22 protein-coding genes are annotated in these 21,893 nt (G+C 64.7%); 6 read left to right on the top strand and 16 right to left on the bottom strand.

The window, feature by feature from the left end:
• Nucleotides 1–41: 41 nt before the first annotated feature.
• From AL3_RS04910 to AL3_RS04900, 3 genes are all read right to left on the bottom strand, one after another.
• A complete protein-coding gene (locus AL3_RS04910; RefSeq protein ID WP_066297511.1) occupies nt 42–233 on the bottom strand; it encodes a helix-turn-helix transcriptional regulator in 192 nt (63 codons plus the stop codon).
• The gene (locus tag AL3_RS04905) at nt 230–694 is read right to left on the bottom strand and encodes a hypothetical protein (protein WP_066297509.1); all 465 of its coding nucleotides are present in this window, start codon (nt 692–694) and stop codon (nt 230–232) included. The genes AL3_RS04910 and AL3_RS04905 overlap by 4 nt, the downstream gene beginning before the upstream one ends.
• Nucleotides 695–782: 88 nt before the next feature.
• Nucleotides 783–1,373 carry a helix-turn-helix domain-containing protein gene (locus tag AL3_RS04900; RefSeq protein ID WP_066297505.1) on the bottom strand — a complete coding sequence of 197 codons (591 nt, stop codon included), beginning with the start codon at nt 1,371–1,373 and terminating at the stop codon, nt 783–785.
• A gap of 47 nt (nt 1,374–1,420) precedes the next feature.
• Here AL3_RS04900 and AL3_RS04895 point away from each other — a divergent pair, with 47 nt between their 5' ends.
• Entirely contained in the window at nt 1,421–2,323 is a 903-nt protein-coding gene (locus tag AL3_RS04895; protein ID WP_083521459.1) for a class I SAM-dependent methyltransferase, read from the top strand.
• A 48-nt stretch (nt 2,324–2,371) separates the two neighbouring features.
• Here the strand turns inward: AL3_RS04895 and AL3_RS04890 are convergent, their stop codons facing one another.
• The 6 genes from AL3_RS04890 to AL3_RS04865 form a co-directional block, all read right to left on the bottom strand.
• Nucleotides 2,372–3,334 (bottom strand): Gfo/Idh/MocA family oxidoreductase, encoded by a 963-nt coding sequence (locus AL3_RS04890; RefSeq protein WP_151723942.1) that lies wholly within the window; start codon nt 3,332–3,334, stop codon nt 2,372–2,374.
• Nucleotides 3,335–3,346: 12 nt separating this feature from the next.
• Complete coding sequence (locus AL3_RS04885) at nt 3,347–4,240, bottom strand: dihydrodipicolinate synthase family protein (protein ID WP_246168576.1); 894 nt, start codon at nt 4,238–4,240, stop codon at nt 3,347–3,349.
• A 170-nt stretch (nt 4,241–4,410) separates the two neighbouring features.
• The gene (locus tag AL3_RS04880) at nt 4,411–5,445 is read right to left on the bottom strand and encodes an NAD-dependent epimerase/dehydratase family protein (RefSeq protein WP_066297500.1); all 1,035 of its coding nucleotides are present in this window, start codon (nt 5,443–5,445) and stop codon (nt 4,411–4,413) included.
• Between the two features lie 41 nt (nt 5,446–5,486).
• Nucleotides 5,487–6,389, bottom strand: coding sequence for a carbohydrate ABC transporter permease (locus AL3_RS04875; RefSeq protein ID WP_083521458.1), 903 nt, complete (start codon nt 6,387–6,389; stop codon nt 5,487–5,489).
• Nucleotides 6,386–7,309 (bottom strand): carbohydrate ABC transporter permease, encoded by a 924-nt coding sequence (locus tag AL3_RS04870; protein WP_151723993.1) that lies wholly within the window; start codon nt 7,307–7,309, stop codon nt 6,386–6,388. The genes AL3_RS04875 and AL3_RS04870 overlap by 4 nt, the downstream gene beginning before the upstream one ends.
• 130 nt (nt 7,310–7,439) lie before the next feature.
• Nucleotides 7,440–8,678 (bottom strand): ABC transporter substrate-binding protein, encoded by a 1,239-nt coding sequence (locus AL3_RS04865; protein WP_066297493.1) that lies wholly within the window; start codon nt 8,676–8,678, stop codon nt 7,440–7,442.
• 176 nt (nt 8,679–8,854) lie between these two features.
• Here AL3_RS04865 and AL3_RS04860 point away from each other — a divergent pair, with 176 nt between their 5' ends.
• From AL3_RS04860 to AL3_RS04845, 4 genes are read left to right on the top strand one after another with little or no spacing between them, the layout of a single operon-like run.
• Nucleotides 8,855–10,024 (top strand): ROK family transcriptional regulator, encoded by a 1,170-nt coding sequence (locus AL3_RS04860; protein WP_066297491.1) that lies wholly within the window; start codon nt 8,855–8,857, stop codon nt 10,022–10,024.
• 57 nt (nt 10,025–10,081) lie between these two features.
• Nucleotides 10,082–11,302 (top strand): aminotransferase class III-fold pyridoxal phosphate-dependent enzyme, encoded by a 1,221-nt coding sequence (locus AL3_RS04855; RefSeq protein ID WP_083521457.1) that lies wholly within the window; start codon nt 10,082–10,084, stop codon nt 11,300–11,302.
• Entirely contained in the window at nt 11,299–12,048 is a 750-nt protein-coding gene (locus AL3_RS04850) for an amidohydrolase family protein (RefSeq protein ID WP_066297485.1), read from the top strand. Before AL3_RS04855 ends, AL3_RS04850 begins: the two co-directional genes overlap by 4 nt.
• Nucleotides 12,045–12,854, top strand: coding sequence for an amidohydrolase family protein (locus AL3_RS04845; protein ID WP_151723943.1), 810 nt, complete (start codon nt 12,045–12,047; stop codon nt 12,852–12,854). The genes AL3_RS04850 and AL3_RS04845 overlap by 4 nt, the downstream gene beginning before the upstream one ends.
• Before the next feature lie 27 nt (nt 12,855–12,881).
• Here AL3_RS04845 and AL3_RS04840 read toward each other — a convergent pair whose 3' ends face one another.
• Together AL3_RS04840 and AL3_RS04835 are read right to left on the bottom strand one after the other, a co-directional pair.
• Nucleotides 12,882–13,835: a carbon-nitrogen hydrolase family protein gene (locus tag AL3_RS04840; protein ID WP_066297478.1), complete on the bottom strand. Its 954-nt coding sequence runs from the start codon at nt 13,833–13,835 to the stop codon at nt 12,882–12,884.
• A 40-nt stretch (nt 13,836–13,875) separates the two neighbouring features.
• A complete protein-coding gene (locus AL3_RS04835) occupies nt 13,876–16,347 on the bottom strand; it encodes a YncE family protein (protein ID WP_151723944.1) in 2,472 nt (823 codons plus the stop codon).
• Nucleotides 16,348–16,757: 410 nt separating this feature from the next.
• On the opposite strand from AL3_RS04835, the gene AL3_RS18775 reads away from it, so the two are divergent.
• Entirely contained in the window at nt 16,758–16,994 is a 237-nt protein-coding gene (locus tag AL3_RS18775) for an alpha/beta hydrolase family protein (protein ID WP_205054112.1), read from the top strand.
• An 80-nt stretch (nt 16,995–17,074) separates the two neighbouring features.
• Here the strand turns inward: AL3_RS18775 and AL3_RS04825 are convergent, their stop codons facing one another.
• From AL3_RS04825 to AL3_RS04805, 5 genes are read right to left on the bottom strand one after another with little or no spacing between them, the layout of a single operon-like run.
• Entirely contained in the window at nt 17,075–18,235 is a 1,161-nt protein-coding gene (locus AL3_RS04825) for an ABC transporter substrate-binding protein (protein WP_066297469.1), read from the bottom strand.
• 50 nt (nt 18,236–18,285) lie between these two features.
• Nucleotides 18,286–19,155 (bottom strand): ABC transporter permease, encoded by an 870-nt coding sequence (locus tag AL3_RS04820; RefSeq protein ID WP_083521455.1) that lies wholly within the window; start codon nt 19,153–19,155, stop codon nt 18,286–18,288.
• The gene (locus AL3_RS04815) at nt 19,152–19,982 is read right to left on the bottom strand and encodes an ABC transporter ATP-binding protein (protein ID WP_066297467.1); all 831 of its coding nucleotides are present in this window, start codon (nt 19,980–19,982) and stop codon (nt 19,152–19,154) included. The genes AL3_RS04820 and AL3_RS04815 overlap by 4 nt, the downstream gene beginning before the upstream one ends.
• Nucleotides 19,979–20,872, bottom strand: a complete 894-nt coding sequence (locus AL3_RS04810) for an ABC transporter permease (protein WP_083521454.1) — start codon at nt 20,870–20,872, stop codon at nt 19,979–19,981. Before AL3_RS04810 ends, AL3_RS04815 begins: the two co-directional genes overlap by 4 nt.
• Nucleotides 20,869–21,885: a TIGR03842 family LLM class F420-dependent oxidoreductase gene (locus AL3_RS04805; protein ID WP_066297463.1), complete on the bottom strand. Its 1,017-nt coding sequence runs from the start codon at nt 21,883–21,885 to the stop codon at nt 20,869–20,871. The genes AL3_RS04810 and AL3_RS04805 overlap by 4 nt, the downstream gene beginning before the upstream one ends.
• Nucleotides 21,886–21,893 lie beyond the last annotated feature (8 nt).

Raw genomic sequence — 21,893 nt, 5'->3', positions numbered from 1 at the left:
TGTTGTCCTTCCGCCCGTAACACTGGATCTGCTCGGATGCTCTACTCCGGCAGGAACAGCTCTTCGATCCGGCAGTGGAAGACGCCCGCCAGCCGGAACGCCAACGGCAACGAGGGGTCGTAGCGTCCCTTTTCGATGGAGATGATGGTCTGGCGCGAGACTCCGAGTTCATCGGCCAGGCGCTGCTGGGACCACCCGATTTCCTGGCGGCGCTGGGGCAGCGTGTTATTCATGCGCCCGCCAGTTTTTTCAGCCAGAGGTATCGTGCACCGAAATCCAGCATGGAAAAGAGAATCACGACTGCAAGGACCAGACTGGCGGGGCCTTCAATCCCCAGAAATGCGACTGCTGCACAGCTGATCCCGGCAACCAGCAGAATGTCCGTAAAGGCACCACTCGCTGCTTTGTCATACCAGGAGGACTCCACGGAATCCTCAGGTTTGTCGACTGCTCCGGCGAGGGTCGAGCGGTCAACGAGCACCGCCCAGGCAAGTGCGGCTGCAACCGGTAGGACAGCAGCCCCCATCACGGCGAACTCGATCAGCGGATTCTCACCGTTCCGCAGCCAGCTAAACAGTGCGCCGCAACCGGCGGCTGTGAGGATTCCGGCCATCAGGGAAGCGCTCAGCAATGCCGCGGCACCGCCCCCAAAACGTGCACGGCCCCATTTGGTCCGCTGAACCTTGGTGCTCATCTGACTGCCCTTCGAAAAGACGGAAATGCCCTGTCAAGGAAACTGTACAGTCAAGCTACCTTTACGTAAAGTGAGCTTTACTAGGGCATCAGGACCGTGCGGGCGCGTGCAGGTGTGCTTTTTCCCCGCCATGGTCGAAAATCGTCAGGATTTCCACCGGGCCTTCATGCGCGCCGACATGGTGCGGCACCATCGTGGAGAACTCCGCGGCCTGCCCTTCATGGACCAGGATGGTCCGCTCCCCGAGCATCAGGCTGACGGTGCCGGACAGGACAGTGAACCACTCCCTCCCCGGGTGGACACTCAGGCCGCCGTCGTCTGCTGAGCGTTCCGCGGTGATCCGCATCTTCGCCACGGTGGTGCCGCTGGCCGAATGCTCCCGCGAGAGGAGCCACGTCGTGACGCCGCGCTGGTGTTGTGGCTCGGCACGGATCACGACGTCGTCATCCGCATTTGATTCCACCAGCTGATCCAGCGTGGTCCCCAGCGCCTTGGCCAGCGGCACCAGCTGGTCCAGGGCAATCCTGCGGTGTCCGGTCTCGATGCGGCTGAGGGTTGACGGACTGAGGAAGCAGCGGGCAGCCAGGGCATCCAGCGACCAGCCCTTCGCCAGACGCAGGCCCTTGATGCGCTGCCGGATTACCGTATCCAAGGAAAGGTCCTGAAGATCTTGCGTCATAGGCAAGAGTGTATTCGACTATGGCAAGTCTTGTTTAGGCTTAACCCATGACATCCCCGCATCAGCACGGTTCCCGGCAGACCCACCAGCACAGCCAGCACAGCCAGCACAGCCAGCAGCAGAGTGGACACCATAACCACCAGCACGGTGACGAGTCCGGCCTGGCCGAGGTGCTGGACCTCGATGCCCTCTTATTGAAGGAGCATCTGCAGGAGATCTTCGAGTGGACCGCTGCCCATCAGCCAAACCCGGCGACCATCCTGGACCTGGGTGCGGGAACCGGGACCGGCACCCTTGGGCTGGCCCGGACCTTTCCCGCTGCCCAGGTGGTAGCAGTGGACCAGTCCGAATTTATGCTGCAGCGGGTGGCCGCAATGATGGAAAACCAGGGGCTCTCGGACCGGGTCTCCACCCTCCAGTCGGATCTCGATACCGGCTGGCCCCAGCTGTCCGGCATTGATCTGGTCTGGGCAGCCTCCTCAATGCACCATATGAGCGACCCTGCGCACGTATTTGACCGGATCTCCCGGACACTGGCACCGGAGGGCCTGCTGGTGGTTGTGGAAATGGATACCCTGCCGCGGTATCTCCCCGATGATCTGGGATTCGGCACACCGGGACTGGAGCAGCGCTGCCATGCGGCCGTCGCGGCTGCCGGCTGGAACTCACATCCGGATTGGGCACCGGCGATACAGCAGGCCGGTATGGCGATCGCCGGACAGCGCACCTTTGCCTACGCCACGGAGCGCAAACCGGAACTGATCGCCCAAAACGCCCAGGCCTTCCTGTCCCGCATGCGCACCGGACTCGAGGAGGCCCTGTCCGCGGAGGACCTGGCCACCCTGGATCAGCTGCTGGACCCGCACGGCCCGCAGTCCCTGGCCCGGCGCACGGACCTTTCGATGCGTGGGAGCCGCACGGTGTGGGCTGCCCGCCTCTGCCAGTCATAACTCCGGGAGTTCGGTCTCGACTCAACGGGGTCAGAGGGCCGGGTCCCGTCAGCGTTTCGAGGACAGGTCGCTGCGGGCGATAGCTGCGGCGCGAACCGTATTGCGCACCCCAAAGTGGGACTCGGTCCAGGGCGCGGGAACGCGGCCGAGCGGCACTTCTGTTTCAAGGCGTTGTATGAGCCCCCGGAATCCGAGCGCGGTGTTAGCGGTAGTGATGTCCAACGACAGGTTGTGGTAACCGCGGTCCGTAAGCACCTCGAGCGCGTAGGCATCGCTGCCTGGAAGTCCGGAGATCAGGGCGTGCACAGGCACGGAGCGCCCCGGGAGCGTCCGCATCTTTACGCCCACGCCCGCCACATCTTCCGAGAGGGTTCGCTGGTCCTCCTTCGTGGACGTCCAGCCCGTGCCGTCTACGATCCAGGCACCGGGCAGCACCTTGTCGATCAGCTCCCAGGCGTGTACGCCCACTGTCACTGCGGTACCTCCACCTGAGCCTGGGTCGTCCTGCCACCGCCGCCCCACCGTTCGGAAGCCTGCGGCATCGTGCTGCGCCGTGACCCGCACGGCGAGCACCTCGGATCCCGCGAGCGTGTCGGCGAACTCCTCGAGCGCCGGGGCGAAGCGTAGCACCGAGCAGGTGCCGATTCGGTGTTCCGCACCGGCGATCGAGCGTTCCCAGCCCTTGATCGCTGCGTCTGTGGCGGCGACCGTCTTGTTGAAGAAAGCGAGCGTCCCGGCGTCGCGCAGCGCGGACGCGACGGTCAATACCTGATGGGGATGCGGCGTCGCGATGACGACGTCGGGGCGCACGCGCAGGAGCGCGGCGATCGAGGATGCTGGTCTCCCGCCAAAGCGATCCGCGAAATCCGCAGCTGCGGCTGCATCTACGTCGTGCACGCCGGCAACCTCACCCCCAAGCGCCAGGAGGTTGCCGGCATCGGCATACGGGTGCGAGTGCGCCAGCCCCACGAAGGCGACGCGCATCCGCTTAGCCGATCCTGGTAGGCACAATCCGGAGCGCCCTCACCGCAGCCACCGATCCCGGTTCTCCGAGATGAAGCTGTCATCGTTGAGTTCGGGGTATGCCAGACGCACGCGCTCGATCTCCTTCGCTTGCCCCGGCGACAGTCCCTCCTCGGGGTTCAGGCACCAGATGCCCTGGAGGAGGCCCTGCTGGCGGAGCACTTCATGCACCCCGGCGATAACGCCGTGGAAATCGTTCGCAGGATCAAATACCGCCTGATTGAAGTCGACAAGGTCGGCAGAGAGACGAAGCATCTCGCGGCGTGAGCCGGCGTCTCCGGCCGCGGCTTGATGGGCCTTCTCAAGCAGAGCAACTGCAGCTTTGGTCCCCACCGCCCATTGGCCGAGGAGGCCCCCGGCGAAACGGAGCGTGCACGGCCCATCAGGCGCGTCGACGTGAAACTCCGTCAGCAAATCGGTAATGATCGCGTCGTCGTTGCCGGTATAGAGCGCGATCTCGTCCGCGCGGCCGGACGCCGCGACGCCCCTCACCAGCTCGAGCGTACGATAGCGGTCGAACGGCGCGGCCTTGACCGCCACCACCGACGGGATCGACGCGAAGTCGCGCCAGAAGTCCCGCCCCAGCACCGGCCCGCCGATCGCCGTCTGGAGGTAGAAGCCAATTACGGGGAGCACTTCTCCCACGGCCGCCGCCCGGTCCAGGAGCAACCGGTTATCCGCGCCTTCGACGCGCGGGCTCACCAAGACGGCGTCGTATCCGAGCGACCGTGCGACCTCGGCCTCTGCCACTGCCTGCGCCGTTCCCCCCGCGACACCCGCGATGCGCAGAACGCCTGCTTCACCGTGGGCGTCGAGCTCTTCTGCGGCGAGAGCCAGCACAGGCTCGAAGAGGACATGCTCGGCGTCGCGGATCTCGAACTGCGTGGTGTGCACACCTACTGCGACGCCTCCGGCGCCGGCTTCGAGGTAGTACCGGGTCAAGGCACGCTGACGGCGTTCGTCGAGACGGCGCTCAGCCGTCAGAGCAAGTGGATGCGCTGGGATAACCGCGCCACGCGCCAGCGTGCGTGCTGCCTCAGGGCGCAGGCCAAGGACAGACGGCATCAGAACTTGCCATCCCGGACGGCCCACTTGGTCGGCTTTGCCGACATTGGATGCCCGGCCTCGACCCACGCCGCCTGCAGCTCGATCAAGGCGTCAGCCGTGATCGGCGGGTAGCCAAACAGTGCCATGCAGCGCCTGGAGTCGCTCAGCAGTGCCGTTGGCATTGGCTCATCGATCAGCTCGACGTCGCGCACAAAAAGTTGGCCGAACCGGCGTGCGACGGCAGCGACGCTAAGAGTCTCCGGGCCGGTGAGGTTGATGGTGAACACATCGGACGATGCCTGTTCGAGGCTGCGGAGTACCACCTCATTCGCGTAGCCCTGCCAGACCACGTTCACGTTTGCCGTCGCGACCGACACGGGCAGTCCTGCATGCACGGCGCTCGCGATGTCGGCGAGCACCCCGTACCGGAGGTCGATGGCATAGTTCAGGCGGATAATCGATACACGTGTCCCGCGCTCCTGCGCTGCGAATTCGAAAACGCGCTCGCGGCCCAGGCACGACTGTGCGTACTCGCCGATCGGAGCAGGGAAGATATCCTCGGAGGCGCCGCCCGAAGATGCCGGGACGAACGGGTACACATTACCGGTCGACATAACGGCGATCGTGCTGTTCCGATAGCGTCGCGCTATCCGGTCGGGAAGGGCAGCGTTGACTTCCCATGCCCAGGAGGGGGCGGTGGAGGCACCGAACTTCGCACCAACCATAAAGACAACGTTCGGGGCGTCGGGGAGCGAGGAGAAGTCGTCGTTCGCGACGAGGTCAAAGGGAATGGCCGTAACGCCCGAAGACTCCAGGCGCTGGCGGACGGAGGCGTCGCTGAAGCGGGAAACAGCGAACACTCGATCGCCGGCGCGGCCGGCGGCATCCATCCCCCTGCGCGCCAGCACGGCAAGTGTCGGGCCCATCTTTCCGCTGGCGCCGAGGATCACGAGATCGCCGGCTCCTTTGGCAAGGTCGGCGACGAGAGCCTCGCTGGGGGTGGTGAGCACGTTTTCAAGTGCCGCTTCTCCGTCGAATGCGTGAACTGTCACGTGTAGGTCCTTCCTAAAGTGAGGAGATATCAAGGCAGGCGTCAGCCCTTAATTCCGGTGCTGGTCACGCCCTCCTGCACGTACCGCTGAGCGATGAGGTACGCGAAGAAAATGGGGATAAGAGCGACGACCGAGCCTGCGAGCATCGTGCTCAGCGGTACCGTCTGCTGTTGGAGTGAGGAGATGCCCACGGTCAGGGTGAACATGTCATTGGACTTGGCGATGATGAGGGGCCACAGGAAGTCGTTCCAGTGCCAAAGGAAGACGAATATTCCCAGAGTGGCCAGGATCGGCCTGCACAGCGGGAGCACGATCTGCAGGAAGATTCGGAATTCCCCGGCACCGTCGATGCGGGCCGCCTCGAAGAGGTCGTCCGGCATCCCCTGGATGAACTGCCGCATAAGGAACACCGCTTGGGCGTTCGCAAGGGTTGGCAGGATCAAGCCCCAGTATGTGTTGATGCCGCCGAGTCCGGCCATCAGGATGAACGTCGGGATGAGCGTTACGTGGAAGGGCACCATGACCATCGCGATGAACGACCAGAACATCACCTCTTTGCCCGCGAAGCGCTTCTTGGCGAATGCGTATCCGGCGAGAGCCGACAGGAACAGTACGACGACGACAGAGACCAGCGAGTAGATCAGCGTGTTGCCGAGCCACCCCAGGATGTTCTGACCGCTGAGAACCTGCGAATAGGCGTCGAAGGATAATCCCGTCGGCAGCAGGGACCCGGGAAGCTCGACGACCTGGCCCGGCTTCAAGCTCAGCACGATCATCGCGTAGAACGGGAAGAAGCTGAAGACAGCGGCCACCGAAAGCCAGATCCAGCGCAGCACGACGCCCTTGCGCGTCGGCTCCAGAGCTCGGAATGAGCGGTTGCGGCTCGGCGCGGCAGGTTCACGGCGGGCCTTCTCAGTGCGGATCCGCTCGGTCGTTCCGGTCATTTCTGCTTTCCGATCACGAGGCGCTGAATGAGGGCAACGATCAGGGTCATAACGAAGAGCGCGACGCCGATTGCGGCGGCATAACCGTAGTCGAAGTACCGGAAACCCTGGTCATAAAGCATGTAGACGAGTGAATAACTGGCGTGCGCGGGGCCGCCTTGGGTCATCACATAGATGACGTCGAAGACTTGGATCGCGAAAGTCGTCTCGATGACGGCCAGGAAGAAAATCGTGGGGCGCAGGTACGGCAGAATGATCCACCGGAAGCGCTGCCAGGCGTTCGCTCCATCCATGAGCGCTGCCTCTTCGAGCTCGCGTGGGACGTCCTGCAGGGCGGCGATCATGATCATCATTCCGTAGCCGAAACGGGACCACACGCCGACCAAGACGATCGCCGGCACAACGAGAGCAGTGTTGCCCAGCCAGGATCCGCTGATTCCCAGCGGGGTCATCAGCGCGGCCCACGGCCCGTTTGCCGAGAAGATCCAAACGAAGATGGAACCTGCCAGGACGAGGGAGGTGATCACGGGGAGGAAAAAGATGGAGCGGAAGAAACGGGCACCCCGGAAGGCACGCCGCACTCCGAGTGCCATGAGTGTCGAGAGCACGAGCGAGAGCGGGACGGCGCAGACGGTGTAGGCCACCGTCGTTCCCAGTGACCGCCAAAAGAGCGGATCTGCGATGAGCCGCTGGAAGTTCGCGATGCCGGTCCAGGCGACCTCCCCCGAGATGTCGTATTCGAACAGGCTCAGCGCGACGCCGGCGAAGGTCGGTGCGAAACGGAACGCGAGGAAGAGAAGGAACGCGGGGAGCACGAACATCAGCGCCACCCGTGACTCACGGCGGGCGAGCACCCGGGTCGCCGCCGAAGCTGGCTTCGCCTTCCCAGCGCTTTGCGGCTTGCCGGCCGTCGTCGTCATTGTCATCATCTGCACCTCACGCAGCCGTGGCCGTCGTTTGTCCCCATTGTCATCATCCCCACATCACTCCACCGTCTGGATGGATGCGGAAGGCGCGTCTTGGGCACCTTCCGCATCCGTTCGTCGATCCTTACTTGATCAGCGGGGCCGCGGCATCCGCTGCGGTCTTCAGCGCTTCGGCAGGCGACTTTTGGCCGAGCAGTACCGCTTGGATCTCAGGAGAGAGAACACCGATGATCGCCCGCGAACTCGGAGCAAGCTCACCGACCGTCGTGTCAGGCACATATTTCTCCACCTCGCCGAGCAGTGGATCGTCCGCGTAGAGCGGCTCGGTCGTGCTCAGTGCCGAGAAGAATCCTGAAGTCTTGAGGTAGGGCTCAATCGCCTCCGCGCCGGTTGCGTACTCGGCGAACTTGGCTGCTGCCTCCGGGGCCTCGGAGTCCTTGAGCACTGCCAGCGAACCCACAGTGCCGTAGGCGATGGAGGTCTCCTTCTTGAGCGCCGGAAGCACCACAATGTTCTCGGCTCCCCAGAACGGCTCGATATCGACCACAGTGTTGCTGTAGGTGCAGCCGGTCTTGCCCTGGCCCACCGCCGTCTGTTCAACCGGCGCGTTGGTGGTGATTGCCTCCGGGTCGAGAGCCTTGGCCTCGACGAGGTCCGACAGGAACGTCAGTGCGTCCTCCGCCTCCGGGCTGTCGAAGGCCACGGCACCGTCCTCGTCGTACACTTCCCCGCCTGCCTGCCACAGCAGCGGGTAGAAGCTGAGGTTAAGTCCGACTTCAGTCGAGCCCGGGTAGTTCAGCGCGTACATACCCTTCTCTGCGAAGGCCGGCGCCATGTCGCGAACGTCGTCCCACGTCTCCGGGTACTCGGTAACACCGGCCGCCTCGAACGCCGCGGCGTTGCATAGCAGCGGCGTCGCGCTTGTCAGCACCGGCACGCCCAGAATGTCGCCGTCGATCGTCACAGATGCCTTGACGTTGGGAAGCAGGTCCTTCTGCCGCTCTTCGCTGAGCAGGTCGTTGAGGGGGGCGATTGACCGCTGGTAGGCGGGCAGCTGATCGGGGATCAGGTACACAAGATCCGGTCCCTTACCGGCTGCGATCGAAGTCTGCAGCGCCTCGTCGCGATTCGCCCAGGGGAAAATCTCGTACGAGACGTTGATGCCCTCGTTCTCTTTCTCGAACGCTTCGACCGTCGAGTCCCAGAACGCCTTGTTCTCGGCCTCATCGGCGATGACTGGGTAGAGCCAGACCATGATGTCCTGCTCTTGTGGATTACTGCTGTTTCCGGCCGAACATCCGCCCAATATCATCGCGGTGGCGATGCCTGCGGCGGTGATGGCGATGGACTTGCTGACGCGCATAATGCTCCTTTGCGTTTGCGGAAAGCTATTCGGGCGTCATTATGCCACGCTCATGTGATAATCCGTCAAGGGGCAATTTATTCGCCCTCTAAATAAGGCATGCTGCGGGAACAGCTTTATCCGCACGCACTATGGTATTTTGATTCGCATAACGAGCCCAGAGGATGGTGAAGTAGGTGGAGGCGATTCAGCCACCCATTGCAGCGCGTGTCGCACTGCATCTGCGTGACGCGGCGCCGGCGACGGTCAATGAGCTGTCCCGTTGCCTGGAGCTCTCACGTACGTCAGTGGAAAACGCGATCAGCGTTCTGATCGAGTCTGGTCTTGTAGCCGAGAGCCCTGTCGTGACCAGCGGGGCCGCCGGGCGCCCCGCTCGGCAGTATGCATTTCGCACGGACGCCGGAGTGGTCGTCGGCGTTGATATCGGCGTCGCGAGCATTCGCGTGATCGTGGCCGACCGGGGCGGCGACGTCGTTTCGCAGCAGACATATGACGGGGTCTCGGCGCACTTCGACGGTGTCGCAAAGCTTGCCGCTGTCGCAGACGGAATCCGCGCGACGCTCGCAACCGCTGCGATACCCCCCTCCCGCGTCCGGGCGATCGGTGTCTCGCTCCCTGGAATCGTGGATGACGCAGGATTCGTGACTACGTCCGTCGTGATCCCGGAGTGGTCCGGCATCGACATCGGCGCGCAGCTGCGGCACACGTTCGGTCGCCCTGTGTCCGTTGACAACGGAGTGCGGCTGGCCGCCGTTGCCGAGCACCACCTCGGGGTAGCGCAGTTGGTCGAAGACGTGATCTATCTGTCCGTCGGGAACCGGATCGCAATGGGGCTGATCCTCGGGGGGCGGCCGCGCCGAGGCGTCCACAACGCCGCCGGCGACATTGGCCGCTTGGCATTCCGCGGCCTGAGAACCTCGACGGGCCAGATCCTCTGGCGCACAGCGCCAACTGCAGCCGAGGTTTTCGCCCTCGCTCTGGCGGGCGATGGACAGGCACAGACCGAGCTGGACGCCTTCATCGACGAGCTCGCTCACGGCATCGCCATGCTAACCATGACCGTTGACCCGGCCATGATCGTTATTGGCGGCGGGCTTTCCGAAGCTCACGAGCAGCTGCTCGCTCCGCTTCGGGAGGCACTCCCCCGGTACATCGATCTGCCGTTCCAAGTTCCGATCGCCGGGGCGCGGCTCGGCGCCGAGGCTGCGGCGCACGGTGCCGTCATTCACGCTTTCCAGCGTCACTCGGTCGAGATCTACGGCGTCGAGGGAATGCGGGTGCCATCCATAGTCCCGCTCCCGCATGACAAGCCCGTCTGCGCCACGGAGGGCGCGGCGCGGCTCTGAACCGCGGATCGCACCGCACCAGTTTCGCAGCATCTCCATACGGCAGAGAGGCCAGATATGAGCACCCCCGTCAAGCTTCGCGGGTGGCGAGAGCGTGCACTCGCTGTCATGCCCGTTGGGTCCAGCACAAATTCGAAGGCACCGACCCTGCTCCCGGAGGAGCCCGAGGTCATCGTCGCGGGCAGCGGATGCCGTGTCAGGGACGATCGCGGCCGGGAGTTCATCGACTTTCGGTGCGCCCTCGGCCCGGTTACGCTCGGCTACCGCGATCCGCGGGTCGACGCCGCGATTCGTGCCCAGCTCGATGACGGCATCCTGTTTGGTCATCCGCACCCGCTGGAGACAACTACCGCCGAGCTCTTCTGCTCCCTCGTGACGAGCGCCGAAGCCGCGCGCTTCCTGAAGACAGGCGGTGAGGCCCTCGCCGCCGTCGTCCGTGTTGCCCGCGCACACACCGGACGTGACCACGTCGTGCAGATCGGTTACAACGGCTGGCTCAATTCCCTGGCCCCGGGAGCACGTGTCCTGCCAGGGGCAGCTGCCGATGCCATTCCCGGTGTGCCGGCAGCCCTCGCCGCACTGCACCACGCGGTGGACTGGGATGACCGCGATGAGCTGATCCGGCTGTTTGACGCCTACGGCGCCGACATTGCTGTCGTGCTGGTTGCGGCGGACTATCCGTCGATTCCGGATGCCGCTGGGTTCTACCGCTATCTGCGCGAACTCACCACCCGGCACGGCGCGCTGCTCGCCTACGACGAGATAGTGACCGGCTTCCGGATAGCGCTCGGCGGGATCGCGGAGACCACGGGAGTCATTCCGGACCTGTCGGTCTTCGGCAAAGGTATCGCCAATGGAATGCCGCTGTCGGTCTATTGTGGACGCCGGGACGTATTGTCGGTTCTCGACCGCGGAGAAGTAGTGGTCACAAGCACCCACGGTGGGGAGACGCTGTCGCTGGCAGCTGCTACCGCCACCATGACAGCCATGCGCGACGAGCCGATCCTCGAGCGGCTCCACGTCTCCGGCGCCCGGCTTCGGGATAGCATGAACGCCCTCTTCGCAGAGGCACGGATGGATATCCGTCTCGTGGGACATCCTGCCTGCCCTCAGTTCACGGGCGATGAGGCACTCGTCCAGGAGTTTTTCCGCGCGGCGTTCCGGAACGGCCTCTCTTTCTACCGCGTCGTCTACGTTAACGCCGCGCACACGGATCTCGACATCAACGAAACCCTGCAACGGGTCGGCACCGCCCTGCACGAAATGGGGATCTCATGATCGGTATAGATGCCCACACCCACCTCGACGACGGCCGCTTCGACCCCGCCGTCTTCAATCTCGGCGACCGCCTGGGAATCGGCCTGTATCTCTGCAGCAATCTCGGCGCCTTCCAGCCGCACCCCGGGCTGGACGAGGTGCGTGCGATGAACGAGTGCCTCGCCGGCGAGTTGCGCCGCTACCCGGATCGGCTGCGCGGGTACTGCTACGTGAACCCGCGCTTCGGTGCGCAGAGCCTCGAAGACCTCCGCCGCAATGTTGAGGGTGAGGGGATGATCGGCATCAAACTCTGGATCGCGACTCTCGCCGACGACCCGTTGTGTGACCCTATCCTCGAGTACGCCGCTGAGCACCGGCTTATCGTGCTGGCCCACGCGTGGAAGAAGACGGTCGAGCAATACCCCTACGAATCCACCGCCGAAAACATTGCCGCAGCTGCACGGCGTCACCCCGGCGTCCGGTTCCTTATGGCGCACCTGGGCGGGCAGGCTGAGTCGGCCATGAATACGGTCCGGGATGTGCCGAACGTGGCCGTAGACACCTCGGGGACGATCATCGGCGCCGGCGAAGTGGAATTGGCCGTCCGCCGGCTGGGTGCCGACCGCGTGGTGTTCGGTTCGGACCTGCACCACATTGACCTGGCTGCGAACGTGGGCAAGGTACTCGGCGCGAGCCTCGATCCGGCGGACGAACACCGGATCTTCGGCGCAACAGTGGCGGGCTGGCTCAACGAGGTGGCGGTATGACGGATCGTGGACGGATGCTGCTGCGGAACTTCGCCGGCCTCGGTGCCACCGACACCAGCTGCTTCCTCGGGCAGTGGCCCTACCGCCTGGGCAACGCGGCCGACGTTGATGGGCTGAGGGCCTATGCCGCCCGGCTCGGACTCCGCTCTGTTTGGGTCTCGCATCTGGCGTCACTGTTCGGTTTCGACACACGGACGGGCAATGACGCGGCATTGGCGGCATGCGCAGGCGATCCCCTGTTCCGGCTGTTTGCGACCATCGACCCCGGCCAGCCGTCCTGGCACACGGAGCTGGAGTGGGCGGCAGCGGCCGGGTTCCACGGCATCCGCGTCGCCCCAGGCTTCCACGGACGCCAGCCGGCACAGTTACAGCCGGTGCTCGACGCCTGCCAACAGCACCACCTGCCGCTGCAGCTTATTTTCCGGCTCGACGACTTTCGTGTAAGGCATCCGCTTTCTCCCGCAGTGGATCCGCAACTTCATCTGGTGGCCGACGTTATCCGGAGCTGCGGTGAAACACCGGTACTGCTGAGCGGCTTGAACCTGGCCGAGTGGCTGGAGCTCGGACGGCACCTCGGAGACCATGTGCCGCGGCAGGTCCGGCTTGACCTCTGGCACATGAACGGACCGACCCACGTCGCCGACGGATTAGGCAATGACCCCGGCCGTTGGGTGTTCGGGTCCGGCTTTCCCATCCAGACTCCGGAGGCCACGGCACTTCAGCTGGCGGCATCCACCCTCGACGAGGACGATGTCCGGGCCATTGTCTCGGGGAACGCCTCGGCGATGTTTGCGGAGCGCGGCTGACCCGGGGAGGACCCTATCCCCCGGCCGTTAGGGCACCCGGACGGCGACTGCCTGAGTGCGGTGGGAGCGCACTCGATCGAAGTAGTCCCGTACCCGCTCAAGCCCGTATTCCGCCATCACGTCCTCGATCGCGAGATTCTCGTCTTCCGATGAAATCAGGACGACACCAATGCGGCCGGGATCGTGGATTCGCACGCGTGACCCATAACGTAGCTTGATCTCGCCGAACCGCTCCTCGTTGTACGCCATGTGGATGAGGCCGGCGTCCAGGTTCAACCGGACTGTCACTTCCTCGTTGTAGTTGGTGGTCCGTGCCAGGTGCTCCCCGGTCGCCGACAGGACCCCGGATGGAGCAGGCGGGTATACGGAGGCCACAAAAGGAACACCCAGTGTGTAGGCCCAATGCTGCTGCAGGTAGCCGCCGTGGAAGGCAGAACTGAAGAGCACCATGTCCGGTGCCAGTGTGCGCACCTGCGCCAGGAGTTCCTCAAAATTCAGGTCGAAGCAGATGATCGGGGCGACCCGGCCGAATCCGAGTTCCACGGCCACGGGTTTGTCACCATAGGCCAGTCCGTCATCCTCGTTCTCCCCGATGGTCAAAAAGACCTTGTCGTAGGTTCCCGCGACCTCCCCGCGATCGTCGATTATCCGAGTCGAGTTGAACCAGCGTCCGGACTCATCCCGACGATGCGCGGGGTAGGCCACGGCAGCACGGTGGGAACGCGCCAGCTCGGAGAGCATTTCGAGGATGCCATCGCCCCTGGCCTCAAGGTATTCCTGGTACCAGGCGTCCCGGAATCCAGCGCCGTGCGGGCGGTCGCAGTTCTCCGGGAGCACGATGATGTCCGGCCGGTCCGGCAGCACCCGCTCGATGCGTGAGCGCCAATGCCCGCGCATGCGGTCGACGGCCTCGCCCGGACGCACGTCCTTGGAAAGCACCAGCGGCGGAGCCGTAACGGCTGCCGCGCAAACGTTTCGCATGTTCACCTTTCATCGAAAAAGAGTTCATTCCGGGAGGGGGTTACACCCGGCGCCGGCGCAGGCGCGTGGCGAGGATAAGGACTCCGCCCGCCAGCAGAAGGGTCAGCGCGGCGGCAATCATCCAGGGGGTTACCGCGGCTGCGCCGGTGGCAGGCAGCACCGCGGCGCCGATTGAGATGGCCGCTGAGGCCCTGGTGCCTTGCGCGTCTTCCACGACGATCGTGTGGCGGCCCGGCGCTGTATCGGTGGGAATCGTCACCGTGGCCCGCAGTTCCCCGCCGGCGCCCGTCTTTATGGCCGCCAACGTGACAGGGGTGGAGTGCAGTTCGATGCCGGCGCCGGCATTGGGAGCGAAACCGGTCCCGCTGATCATGAGCGATCCGCCGGCGACGACGGTGGCCGCTCCCAGCGAGAGAGTGGGCTCTACTGCCGGCTCGGACGTCGGTGCCGCACTTGGTCCGGGTCCTGCCGTGGGCTCAGAGCTGGGAGTGGGTTCGGGCGTTGGCGTGGGCTCGGGGGCAACCGGGTCGTCCTCCTTCAGAGTCACGGCGATCAGGTTTCGTTCCTTGATCGTGTACAGCGTGTTGCCGTCCGGTGAGGCGGCAATCAGCCCGACGGTGAACGTCTGTGCGGCCAGTCCATCGAGGACCGTGGTGACTTCCACCTCGTCAGTTCCCTTGACCTTGAAGATACGTGTGCCGTCCGTGCCGTATAGGCCCCCGCGGGCACGGACCAGCGTAGCCGCGCCGTCGCCGATCTTCGTGGTGGTGATCACTTCGCGGCCGCCGGCGTCAAGAACGAACAGGTCGCCCGTCTCGGTCGTGCCGTAGATATGTCCCTCGTAGGGCATCAGGTCCGTCACCAGCTGCGCACCAGGCACTGGAACGATCTGGTCGAGAACGTTTCCCGTGGCCAGATCCACCCGGGAGACCGTTGCCTCCACCTCAATCGGTGTTGTGCCCAGGCTGTTGCGGGTGGCGCTGCCCAAGTAGGCGATGCCGCCCTCGACCGCGACTGACTGAATCGACTGCCGCGGTACGACGCCGCGGTTGACGGTCAGTTCTTCGGCGGCAACGTCGTACGTCGCCAGTGCCCCTTCGAGCTTGCCGTAGTCCGCTTCGGTGGAGATCAGCAGGCGGCCGGACTCTTCGTCATACCAGGCATCCGTCGGCCGGGTCTGCTCATTCTCAATCTGTGCCAGTTCCCGGAGATTCGCGCCGTCGGGCTTCATGGACCAGAGGCGTGCAAGGGTGTAGACGCCCAGATAGACCTCATCCCCCACGGGGGTCATCGTTTTGGCCGCTCCCGGCAGGAACGGCCGGCTGCTCGTGCCGGCCGCGAGATCGTGCACCTGGATCCCGGCCTTGCCGCTGACCAGGACGCTTTCATTGGTCGCGGCGATCTGGTTCGCAAGCTCGGGTGCCGGCGGCAGGCCGGCCTGACCGAGGTCGACGCCGGAGAACTTCCCGGTTGCCCGGTCGTAGGTGACGATCTGGCTGGTCAGGCTCGCGCGCAATTGGCCGCCGTCGAACAGGATCCGGTTAAAGTACGCCCCCTCGTAGGGCTGACCCATTGGCTCCGGGACGCTGCTGCCCCCCGCCACACGGTAGAGCGTGCCTGACGCCCGCGTACCGAAGAAAATGTCGTCGCTGGCCGGATCATGGCTGATCGCCGTCACATATTGATCACCGGTGGGGGGCTGCACAACCCGCGGCGCGGCGCTGAAATCGTCGGTATCGAAGACCACCATCGTGCCTGTCGGCGAGAATCCGGCAGCCAGCTGGTTTCCTTCCAGGGCGAGAGTCGCCACGAACGTCCGGTCCGCAAACTCCGCCGGCAGGACGTTGGCTGTCTCGCCGCTCTCCCGGTCGACGGTAATCAGCTGCGCACGCGAACCGATGCCCGCATAAATTGTGTGCTCGTCGACAGCGATGCTGCGAACATACATTTCACCAGGCGCCACTGTCCCGTAGGACCGGGTCTCCCCGGTTGCAGGGTTGTAGCTGTGGACACCGGCGTCGGGATAAGTGCCGGCAACGATGGTTCCATCCGGGGACGCAGCCAACGACCAGATAAACGACCCGAAGGACGCCACCTTCGTCAGCCCGCCGGTCAGGGTGTCGATCCGGTAAAGGTCCCCCGGCTCGTAGGTTCCCACATAGAGATCGGTGCCGATGTGGGCCATCGCCCAGACACCGGTGCCGCTGGGCAGATCGATGGTGCGCTCGACTTGCCGGGTTCCAACATCGAACGCTCCGATCCTGACCGGAGATACCCCGGAGGTGGCCGTCCAGATCTCAGATCCGATCTGCTCGGCGGCATTAGTCGAAGTGACAGAGGAGGCTGGGCCCAGATCGGTCACTGCCGGACCGGCTGGCTCCGCGGCGGCGTCGAGACGCTCCACGCCTCCAACGCGCGGAGCCTCCCCCGCCAGAGAAACCGCGGGTGCGGCGGGAACAAGGAGCAACGCGGCGGCAACAAGTGTCACACCGATGAGAGCTGATCTGCGCAATCGAGAACCTCCATGTTCGCGAACCTCACCGTGACTGCGTCGCCGCGATGTGAAGACAACTTATCCCACTGCAATGTGATAAAGCAACGCCCCATACACTCTAGAAATCCAGGGGAAGTGCCCCACTCGCCTCCGTCTTCACACTCGTGTCGCGTAAAGGGGGGTGGCGTGCGCGTCAACGTCGCGCCTTGTGGTTCGTCGCGGGGCAGGCCGCAGCGGCGCGGCTGCGCAGCAGTCGTAAACCTTGACAGCCAGGAGAGGTGCTGTATGCCGGCGATTCTGTCCTGACGGATGAACAGATCGCCGCACTCCCGTTCGACTTGTACCGGCAGGGTTTCGAATACTACGGGAAAAGCCATGTGTGCCCAGGCTCGACGGCTAGGTATACGCTCAGCAGTCTCCTCGATTTAATGAGTTTTGATGCGACAGACCAGCTGGGTCTGATTGATGTTCCGCTCCTGATGATCGCGGGCAGCAAGGCCGATACGCGCTATCTGAGCGAGGAAGCGCTGCCCAAGGCAACGGGAACCGAGGATAAGGACCTGTTCCTCATCGACGGTGCCACCCGCATCGAGACGTACTGGGTCGATGCCTACGTGGAGGCAGCGCTCAGCCAGCTGTTCGCCTTCTACGCCAGAACCGTCTAACAGCTATCCTGCCCGCAGGGGCTCCCAGCGGGCAGGATAGTTGTTGAAGCAGGACTCCAGTGGTTCTGCCGCACAAACGGTCAGTTGCCCCCGGCCACGAGCGTCACTTCGATGGGCTCATAGTCTGCACCCTTGGTGTCCACGCCCTCTTCCTCCAGCTCCGCCAATGCCTTCTCCACGTACTCGTTGGTGTAGGCGGAGGCCGGCGGCTCCTCGGTGATGATGGTGGCACCTGTTTCGTTCTTGGTCCCCAGAGCTATCTCCACGGTCTGTTCCCAGGCGGCCTCGTCAATCTTGCCGACACCATTCGTGGACGGCCAGATCAGCTTGTTCGTCTCGTTGGTCATCCACAGCTGATGGCTTTGTCCAAGCGTGGATCCGGCGCCGGTCACAATGGAAGCGGCTTCCTCGGGGTTGTCCTTCGCGTAGGCCCAGCCTTTGATGGCAGCCTTAATAAAGGCGACAGTCGTAGCCTGGTACTCCTCGTCATCTTCCAGGCGCTGGGTATCGGCCCAGACCGCGTCCTGGAGCATGGCGGTGCCTTCCTCGTTCCAGTCGATAACGGACAGGTCCTCCGGCTGGTAGAGCTCCCCCGTCTCGGGGTTCTCGGTCTCCAGCACCTGCGCGTACTCGTTGTAGGTCATGGCCTGGGCGGCATCGATGTCCCCGGCGAGGAAGCCGTTCATGTCGAACGCCTGCTGGATCAACTCGATGTCACCGATTTCGACGCCGGCCTGCTGCATCCCCGCGAAGAGCTCCCATTCGTTGCCGTAACCCCAGGAGCCCACCTTCTTGCCGGCCAGGTCTTCGGGGCCGTCGATCCCGGAGTCCGCCATGGATACCTGCAGGGTGGCGCTCCGCTCGAAGATCTGGGCGACGTTGGTGATAGCCGCGCCCTGTTCGATCGAACCGAGCACCTTGGGCACCCAGGAGATGGCGTAGTCGGCGTCGCCGGAGGCCAGGACATCCTGCGGCACAATGTCCGCACCGCCCTCCAGGATTTCGACGTCGAGGCCTTCCTCCTCGAAGAAGCCCTGGTCCAGTGCCGCGTAGTACCCCGCAAACTGGGCCTGCGCGAACCACTGCAGCTGGAGCTTCACCGGTGTCAGCTCCCCGGCTGCCTCGCCACTGTCACCGCTGTCCCCGCCGCCTCCGCCGCAGCCGGCCAGGACCAGGGCTGAAACAGCCACGGCCGCAGCCACCGTAGTGAGCCGTTGGCCCGGTTTGTTCTGTCGGTTCATGGAATTCCCCTTTTCGTGCGGACGATGATGCGGATGAAATGGAGCGTGTATCAGGTGCGCGCAGTGTGCCGGGAGAAGTACTTCTCCAGGCCGGCAGTCACCGCGTAGAACAGCAGTCCCAGCAGGACCGCCCCCACCACATAGGCCCAGGCAAGGGTGTAGTTGCTGCTGGATGCGGCGGACGTTACGGACTTGCCCAGCCCGCCCACCGGCCCGCCGAAATACTCCGCGATGAGAGCAGACACAACGGCCAGTGAGGAAGCGATGCGCAGGCCGGTGAACATGTACGGCACAGCACTGGGGAGCGTGACGCTCCGAGTGATCTGCCATTTGCCCGCCGCATAGGACCGCATCAGGTCCCGGTGCACGGGAGCTACCTGCCGGAAACCGCGCAGCGAGTTCACGTAGACCGGGATGAACACCGCAATTCCTGCCACGATCTGGCGGGTGGCCTGCTGATCCGCTCCGTACATCGTGTAGAGAACCGGTGCCAGAGCCACGATCGGGATGACCGAAAGCGCCACCACCATCGGAACCGCCAAACGGTCCAGCGCCGGCACCGCAGCGGATGCCACGGCGGCTCCCACCCCCAGCAGACCTCCAACCAGCAGCCCGACGCCGGCATTCGCCCCGGTCACGGAGGCGGCCCCCAGGACATTCGCCAGGTTTTCGGAGAACGCCCCGGCGATCGCCAGCGGCCCCGGCACAATAAACGGCTCGATCTGCAGCAGCCAGACAGCCCCCTGCCACAGCAGGAGCACGGCCACCCCCAGCAGCAGCGGCGCTGCCAGGTTCCGGCCCAGGCCGGACAGCCGGCCGGGATCGATCCCTGCCACTCCCCGTGTTCCAGCCGCTGCGGAGGTGCGCTGCGGTGTCCGGGTGCCCGGTGCCGCCGGCGGATCCTGGACGATCCCGCTCATCGGGTTTCGGCTCCCCGGACGGCGGCCGGCTCCGCACCGTGCAGGGCTTCGCGTACCAGCCGGATCGCGTCATAGAACCCGGCCTCCTCCCGCAGCCCGGCGCCGCGGCCGGCAGCGGCACCCAGGGTGATGTCGACGACGTCCCGGATTTGACCGGGCCGCGGAGACATCACCACCACCCGGTCGGATAGGAACACCGCTTCCGGGATGGAGTGGGTGACAAACACGACCGCGCAGCCGGTTTCGGCACAGATGCGGATCAGCTCGTTCTGCATCCTCTCCCTGGTCATCTCGTCCAGCGCCCCAAACGGTTCATCCATCAGCAGCAGCTTCGGGCTTTCCGCCAGTGACCGGGCGATGGCTACGCGCTGCTGCATACCGCCGGACAGCTGATCCGGATAGTGCTCCCCGAAGTCAGCGAGGCCCACCATCGCGAGCAGTTCATCAACACGCTCCCGGCGCTTAGCCGCCGCGGCGCCGTGGGTCTGCAGCGGCAATTCGATGTTGCCCCGGACGCTCCGCCAGGGCAGCAGCCCGGCCTGCTGGAAAGCGATGCCGTAGTCCTGGTCCAGCCTGGCCTGCCGGGCGGTTTTCCCAAACACACTGATCGTTCCGGAGCTGGGTGCGTCCAGGTCCGCGATCAAGCGCATCAGCGTGCTCTTGCCGCAGCCCGAGGGCCCGATGAGGGACACGAACTCCCCCGCTGCGACGGAAACGCTGACGCCGCTCAGTGCCTGCACCTCATCCCGGCCTGACCGGAAAACCCGGTCCACGCCCGCCACCTCGACGGCGGCAGCCGCCGGAGGGTGGATAGTTGCCTCATTCATACTGCCTGTTCCCCTCTGCGGTAACGGCGCAGCAAGACGCCGATCAAAGCAACGAATCCCACCGCGGCCAGGCCGAGCACCACGGCACCAAAAATGGGTGCCCAGGGTTTACCCGGGTCCCCTCCGGCAGCTGCTGCGAATTCGACGATCATGCGGCCGATTCCGCCCCGAAGTCCGATCGACACCTCAGCCACCACGGTGCCCACCACCGCGCTGGCCGCAGCCAGCCGCAACGCCGGCAGCAGATACGGCACGCTGGCCGGCAGCCTCAGCCGCAGGAACGTCTGCCACCAGCCCAGCGCGTAGGTGTGCATCAGGTCCTCATGGGCCTTCTCCGGTGCGCTGAAGCCGCGCAGCGCACCGACGGCTACCGGGAAGAACGCCAGATAGGCAGCGATCACCGCCACCGACATCCAGTTCTCCCAGACGAAAGGTCCGAATTCGAGCTGGGAACCCCAGCGCCGCACCAGCGGGGCGATGGCGATCAGGGGCACCGTCTGGCTCAGGATGATCCAGGGAAGCATCGCCGAGTTGGCACTGCGGAAACGCTGCATCAGCATGGCCAGTCCCAGGCCGACCACCGCACCGATCAGCCATCCGGCACCGGCAATCCCCAGCGTGAAGCCCGCTGCCTGCAGCACCGCTGTCCACATGGGCGCGGCACCGGCTGCGGAGGATTCCGGGGCGAACAGCCTGGCGAGCATGGTCCAGGTATGCGGCATGGCCAGATCCGTGGTGCGCGGGAGCAGCGGCACACCGCCGATGCTCACGCCTTCCGCGGGCCCGAGCGCTTTGTAGAGCTCCCAGGCCAGGACAGGGACCAGCACCCCGCCCAGCCCCCACAGGAGCCGGGCGGGCAGCATCCGCACGGGTTGCGCCCCCGTTTTCATGCCTTCGCAGCCACGTTCTCGCGCAGTGCCGGGATAACGGTCTCACCGTAGACCCGCAGGGTCTCTTCCTTATTGTCATGCTGGAGGTACCCGGCGAACTGGGTGACTCCCAGGGCCTTGAGCTTCTCCAGTTTTTCCATGTGCTCTTCGGCGGTGCCGAGGATGCAGAACCGGTCCACGATCTCATCCGGCACAAAGTCGGCGTGGGTGTTCCCCGCCCGGCCATGTTCGTTGTAGTCGTAGCCCTGGCGTCCGGAAATGTAATCGGTGAGCGCCTGCGGCACGGAGGAATCCGAGCCGTATTTGGAGACGATGTCCGCCACGTGGTTGCCCACCATGCCCCCGAACCAGCGGCACTGGTCGCGCATATGCTCCCGGTCCGTGCCGATGTACATGGGCGCAGCAACGCAGAAGGAGATGCTGTCCGGGTCCCGTCCGGCGTCGGCGGCAGCTTGCCGGACCGTGCGGATCATCCACTCGGCGATGTCGACGTCGGCAAGCTGCAGGATGAAACCGTCACCGACTTCGCCGGTCAGCTTCAGCGCCAGCGGACCGTACGCCGCCACCCAGACTTCCAGCTCCGACCCTTTGCTCCAGGGGAACTGCAAAGTGGCCCCGTTGTACTCGACCGGCCGCGAATTCGCGAGTTCGCGGATCACATGGATGGCCTGCCGCAGGGTCTTCAGCGTGGTTGGAGCTCCGTTGGTCACCCGCACCGCGGAATCCCCGCGTCCGATCCCGCACACGGTCCGGTTTCCGTACATCTGATTGAGCGTTGCGTAGACCGATGCCGTCACCGTCCAGTCCCGGGTGGCCGGGTTGGTGACCATGGGCCCCACCTTGATGGACCGGGTTTCAGCCAGGATCTGGCTGTAGATCACGTAGGGCTCCTGCCACAGCAGGTGCGAATCGAAGGTCCACACGTAGTCGAACCCGTGTTCCTCGGCTTTTTTGGCCAGTGCCACGGTCCGCTGGGCGGGAGGGTTGCACTGCAGTACCGCACCAAATTCCATGTTCTCCC

The organism is Arthrobacter luteolus NBRC 107841 (assembly GCF_001552075.1).
Lineage (GTDB): Bacteria > Actinomycetota > Actinomycetes > Actinomycetales > Micrococcaceae > Arthrobacter_B > Arthrobacter_B luteolus.
The sequence above is the reverse complement of the archived record's forward strand: the minus strand, read 5'-3'. Positions and strand labels throughout refer to the sequence as shown.